This is a genomic window from Mycobacterium sp., assembly GCF_050701675.1.
Lineage (GTDB): Bacteria > Actinomycetota > Actinomycetes > Mycobacteriales > Mycobacteriaceae > Mycobacterium.
In genome coordinates this window covers 1-5,171 of record NZ_JBOGDD010000951.1, presented here as the reverse complement: position 1 = coordinate 5,171, position 5,171 = coordinate 1, and the positions used below count along the sequence as shown (strand labels likewise).

The 5,171-nt window shown below is 67.1% G+C and carries 4 protein-coding genes and 1 pseudogene; 1 reads left to right on the top strand and 4 read right to left on the bottom strand.

The genetic code is table 11. The annotated features are described in order from the left end of the window. Positions 1-219: pseudogene (locus ACRDUX_RS28935) on the bottom strand (family 2A encapsulin nanocompartment cargo protein cysteine desulfurase); the annotation flags it as partial. Then, a complete protein-coding gene (locus ACRDUX_RS28930; RefSeq protein ID WP_526418962.1) occupies positions 206-1,126 on the bottom strand; it encodes a family 2A encapsulin nanocompartment shell protein in 921 nt (306 codons plus the stop codon). The gene ACRDUX_RS28930 and the pseudogene ACRDUX_RS28935, both read right to left, overlap by 14 nt. Positions 1,127-1,439: 313 nt before the next feature. Between ACRDUX_RS28930 and ACRDUX_RS28925 the strand changes: the two genes are divergently transcribed. Next, the gene (locus tag ACRDUX_RS28925; RefSeq protein WP_526418960.1) at positions 1,440-2,741 is read left to right on the top strand and encodes a TQXA domain-containing protein; all 1,302 of its coding nucleotides are present in this window, start codon (positions 1,440-1,442) and stop codon (positions 2,739-2,741) included. Between the two features lie 3 nt (positions 2,742-2,744). On the opposite strand, the gene ACRDUX_RS28920 is transcribed toward ACRDUX_RS28925, so the two are convergent. Next, positions 2,745-4,763, bottom strand: a complete 2,019-nt coding sequence (locus ACRDUX_RS28920; RefSeq protein ID WP_526418958.1) for a glycoside hydrolase family 15 protein — start codon at positions 4,761-4,763, stop codon at positions 2,745-2,747. A gap of 68 nt (positions 4,764-4,831) precedes the next feature. Continuing rightward, a partial coding sequence (locus tag ACRDUX_RS28915) for an FAD-dependent monooxygenase (RefSeq protein ID WP_526418956.1) occupies positions 4,832-5,171 on the bottom strand: 340 nt, incomplete at its 5' end.

Here is a 5,171-nt window from a genome sequence, read left to right as displayed (position 1 = left end):
GTACGGGTTCGACGTTCCCGCCGCGGCAGCAGCGGCAGAAGCCGGTGCGGTCACATCGCCGCCCCCGCCGCGAGGAGCAATCGGTCCGCTCTGTGGGGGACTGTCGGGACCGGGTCGGATGCTGGCGGCGAACAACTGCGTCGCCAGCTCGGCGAGCTCCGAAGCACCTATCGGCAGATCGCTCTCCGCGTCGACGGAGCGGTACTCACTCGTACTCATAGAACTGGTCCACCGCCACGTCCTCCAGGACCGCGAGCGCATCATCGGTCAGCACGGCCAGCGAGGAGTACAACGTGACCAGATAGGACGCGATCGCGCTGCGGTTGATCCCGGTGAATCGCACCGACAACCCCGGCGCCTGCTCACCGACGAGCCCCGGCGGGAACAACCCCACCACACCCTGGCGCTCCTCACCCGTGCGGACCAGGATGAACTTGGTCTTGCCGTCCTCGACCGGAACCTTGTCCGAGGGCACGATCGGAATTCCGCGCCACGTGATGAACTGCGCACCAAACAGGTTGACCACCACCGGCGGCACCCCGCGACGAGTGGCCTCGCGTCCGAACGCCGCCACCCCCAACGGATGGGTCAAGATGAAACTCGGCGTCTTCCACACCTTGGTGATCAGCGCATCCAGATCATCGGGTGTCGGCGGCCCGCCCAACGTCTGGATCGTCTGCTCCGGGATCACCTGCGCCAGCAGGCCGTACTCCGCGTTGTTCACCAGCTCGAACTCCTGGCGCTCCTTGATCGTCTCGATCGTCAGGCGCAGCTGCTGCGTGATCTGATCATGTGGGCTCGAATACAGATCCGAAACCCTGGTGTGCACGTCCAACAGCGTCGAAATGGCCCGCAGGGTGTACTCACGCGGGCTGGTCTCGTAATCGACATAGGTCTGCGGCAACGGCTCGTCGCCCAACCCCTCATCGGCGTGCACCGCCACCTGATCCGGATTCACCACCCGGTTGACCCGATAGATGCCCGCCTCCACCGGCACCCAACTCAACAGGTGCAACAAGAACCGCGGAGTGATCGTCGAAAGCTGCGGGACGGTCTTGGTGGCATTGGCGAGTTGCCGGGCAGCGAGATCGCCCAAAGCCTGCGACTCATTCTGAGACGACGTCATGAAAGACCTCCTGGAGCTGAAGAGGATGGTGTGGCGGTGAGCCGGGCGGTACGGGCCCAAGGATAGGGCCCATCACGTCTGGGAACAGGGTTAGTGCGCAAGGCGATCCAAAGGCGCTGTTTGCGGCTCGTCGTTCGTCCCGTATCGTGGTCGGCATGCAACGGTCCGCACTGACGCCGCGCCTTGGGTTCGCGCGCTGCTCGGTGTCGCCGTGCTGTTGTTGTTGTTGATTTTCTGACGTCCCAGTTGTCCTGCGTTGACGCCCGCCACATCGGCGGCGCCGTCCCGCGTCAGCTTCCAGAAAGTCAACCCGATGAACCCCTTGATCCTCCCTGACCGCAGCCGTTCCTCCGTGGCCGTACGTCGCCGTGAAGTCGCTGGTGGCGGTGCGCTGAGCCGGCTGACGAGGTACCGCGGCGGCACCTACTCCCACACGGTGGGCACCTTGGTGTTCACCGATGGTGCAGTCGTGCGGACCGATCTGATCAGGCTGAACCCGAACGTCGAGGCCTATTCGCTGGACTTCGGCGGTGTCGCACCGACGGGCCCGTCGCACTATCGAGCGGCGACGTGGTCGGCGGTGGCGAATCTGCGGGCCCGTGCCAGGGAGCCCGAGGTCGACTGGATCCTCCGCAACTCCTTCCCGACCATCGGGACCGCGGAACTGAGCAACCGACTGCGGGCCGCCGGTTATCCACTGGGGTCGGCCAACGTGGCCGAACACGAGGCCATCGCGGCGACCCAGGCCGCGATCTGGTTCTTCACCAATGACATGCAGCTCGACGACCGTCCGCGGAACGTGCCGATCGCGGTCCGACGCAGCACCGACGCGATCGTCTTCGAGTTCGAGGGCGCACATCAACTGGGTGGGTACACCGTCGACGTCACCTCGACCGAACCCGTCTCACTGCGACTTCAGAAGTCGGTCGACGGTTCCAGTTGGCGCGATGTGCCGTCGTCGACCGTGACCGCGTCAGGACCGGGCAGCTACCGCAAGGTGCTCGGTTCGGGCAGCACGTTGTCCACACATCGCCCGGGTCAGAGCGGTCAGGGGTACCGGCACTACCGACTCATCGCGGACCTGGCCGGCGGTTGCGCCGACGTGGGCGAGGCGACGTTCTGGCTCGAGGGATTGAGTCACTACCGCAACCCGGACCGTGTCGTGCACCTGTACGACCATCTGCTCGCGGGCGCCGGCTGGGCCCGTCGGCACGCGGTGGCCCCCGAGCTGTCGGCCACCGATGCAGTGGTGGACGACGGGCTGGTAGGCCCGCTTCGCCTGCACGCCAATGATGCTGCCGCCCTGTCGATTTCAGGCGGATCACTGCTCGACGCCGATGGCTCGCCGCTGTTACTATGCGAACCCGGCGGCGAGTTCTACGTGCGCCCGGCCACCGGTGCGCACTCCGCCACCGTCACCGCGACGGTGCCTGCCCGTGCCGACGGCTTCGGCGGTCGGGTGATCACCGGCGTCGCCCGCGACGAAGTGAACAGCCGACTCACCCCCGTGGCATTGGCGCTTCCCGCGCCGCTGGTGGTGAACTTCCATCTGCAGTGGACTGCCCTCGCCGACGAACGGTTCGAGGAATCAGCCCTGCAGACCCTCAGCGGCTGAACGTCACATCGGTGCGTTCGCCGGCTGGAACACGCCGGTGCTGTCGGCTTCCTCTTCGGCGCGGATCACGTGCACCACGGCGTTGATCAACGCCAGATGCGTGAACGCCTGCGGGAAGTTGCCGAGATGCCGACCGGTGCGCGGCTCGATCTCCTCGGCGTAGAGATGCAGCGAGCTGGCGAACGACAACAACCGCTCACACAGATGCTTGGCCCGACTGATCTCGCCGATCTCCACCAGCGCCGACACCAGCCAGAACGAGCAGATGGTGAACGAGCCCTCCTCACCGGACAGACCGTCATCGGTTTCCTCGGTGCGGTAACGCAGCACCAGGCCGTCCTCGGTCAGCTCGTCGGCGATCGCCAGGACGGTCGCGCGGACGCGCGGATCGTCGGGCGGCAGGAACCGCGTCAACGGAACGAGTAACAGCGAGGCGTCCAGCGCGTCGTCGCCGTACCGCTGCGTGAGGGCGCCGCGATGGTCGACGCCGTGGGCGAGGATGTCGGCCTTGATCTCCTCGGCGATCACGCGCCACTGCTGCGCGTAGCTCTTCTCGCCCTGCAGATCGGCCAGTTTCGAGCCACGGTCCAGTGCCACCCAGCACATCACCTTGCTCGACGTGAAGTGCTGCGGCTCGCCACGGACCTCCCAGATGCCGCGGTCGGGCTCACGCCAGTGCTTGATGGCCTCCTCGACCTGGAGCTTGAGCACGGGCCACAGCATCTCCGGGATCTGCTCCCGCGACTTGGCGTGGAGATACACCGAGTCGAGCATCGAACCCCAGATGTCGTGCTGCATCTGGTCGAACGCGCCGTTGCCGATGCGCACCGGGCGGGAGTTGTCGTAGCCCGACAGGTGGGTGAGCTCCTCCTCGAGCAGGTGGCGTTCGCCACCGACCCCGTACATCACCTGGAGTGGGTGCCGCTCGCCGTTGTTCGCGCCGGAGACGTCGGCGATGAAGGAGAAGAAGTCGTCGGCTTCGCGGTCCAGGCCCAACGTGTACAGCCCCCAGAGAGCGAAGGTGGAGTCACGGATCCACGAAAAGCGATAGTCCCAGTTGCGTTCGCCCTGAGGGGTTTCGGGCAACGACGTGGTGCTCGCCGCGAGCAGGGCGCCGGTCGGCGAGTAGGTCAGCCCCTTCAGCGTCAACGCGCTGCGTTGCAGATACGACCGCCACGGATGGTCGGGGAAGTCGCCGATGTTGATCCACTGGCGCCACGACTCGCTGGTCTTCCACATCTTGTCGGCGGCTTCTTCGAAGGTCTGCGGCGCCGGGTGACCAGACCAGCTCAGGGCGACGAACACGTTGTCGCCCTCGGTGAGTCGGGTCCGGGCCCGCGCTTCATGCCCCTCGAGACCGATGCGCAGGTTGGTGGTCAGCCGCAGCGTCGGGTGCGCCTCGGGGTTCTTGCCCGCGCGCGCGATGGCCTCGCCGTACGCCGACGCCGAGTACTCCCAGGTGGCCGCTTCACGGTGATAGTCGAAGGCAGGTTCGCAGCTCATCACCAGCTCCACCACGCCACTGACGCAGCGCACGGTGCGCAGCAGGATGTGCTCGGCATCCCAGTCCATGGGGGTGCGGCGGTGCGTCCGCGACCGGGCGTCGAGATCGTGCCACGGCCCCATCACCAGCGCGTCGCGCACGATCAGCCAGCCGGTGTGGGTCTGCCACGTGGTCTCCATGATCAGGCTGCCGGGAAGGTAGCGGCGGGCCGACGGCACCGTCACCCCGTACGGCCCGAGCCGGAAGTGCCCGGCGCCGCGGTCCAGGATCGCGCCGAACACGCTCGGCGAGTCCGGCCGCGGCACGCACAACCACTCCACCGAACCGGCCGACGAGACCAGGCAGGTGTTCTCGCAGTCCGAGAGGAATCCGTAGTCCGCTATCGGCGGAAACGGGTTTCGCAGCGGTCCGCCAGGCGCATAGGGCACGGGGGCGGTCACCGTGTACGGCGCCTCGGGCACGTGATCGGACGCGGACGTGCTGGTCTCGTTGTCGGGCCCGCTGTGCTGGAGAACCATGCGGACATCATCAACTGCACGGGCGCCCGGCGTCCACTCGTGGGCGGGGTGTTTCCGATCTCGGGGTTTCAACGCCTGGCGTAGGCGGGCGCACGTTCGGGCAACGGCCCGATGGCCACCGCATATCCGGCGACGGTGCGCAGGAAAGGCACGCGGCTGATCAGTCGCACGCCCAACGGTGGTCGGTCGGACCCACCTTCCGTGACGGCGGCGGCGATCACCCCCGCGTGCATTGCTCGCTGCACCCCCTGGATGAGCGCGGTCGGAACCCAGCGCCTGGCTTGAATCCTGGCCAGATCCCTGGTGGACACCTGCCCGGCACGCAGCGGGGCTGCCAGGACGCGCCCCGCCGCGACGGCGTCGGCGACGGCGAGGTTGATCCCGACGCCGCCGACCGGTGACATCGCG

Excerpts from the sequence above, each read along its gene's own strand:
- ACRDUX_RS28930 (WP_526418962.1), bottom strand. The coding sequence starts at position 1,126 with ATGACGTCGTCTCAGAATGAGTCGCAGGCTTTGGGCGATCTCGCTGCC.
- ACRDUX_RS28925 (WP_526418960.1), top strand. The coding sequence starts at position 1,440 with ATGAACCCCTTGATCCTCCCTGACCGCAGCCGTTCCTCCGTGGCCGTA.
- ACRDUX_RS28920 (WP_526418958.1), bottom strand. The coding sequence starts at position 4,763 with ATGGTTCTCCAGCACAGCGGGCCCGACAACGAGACCAGCACGTCCGCG.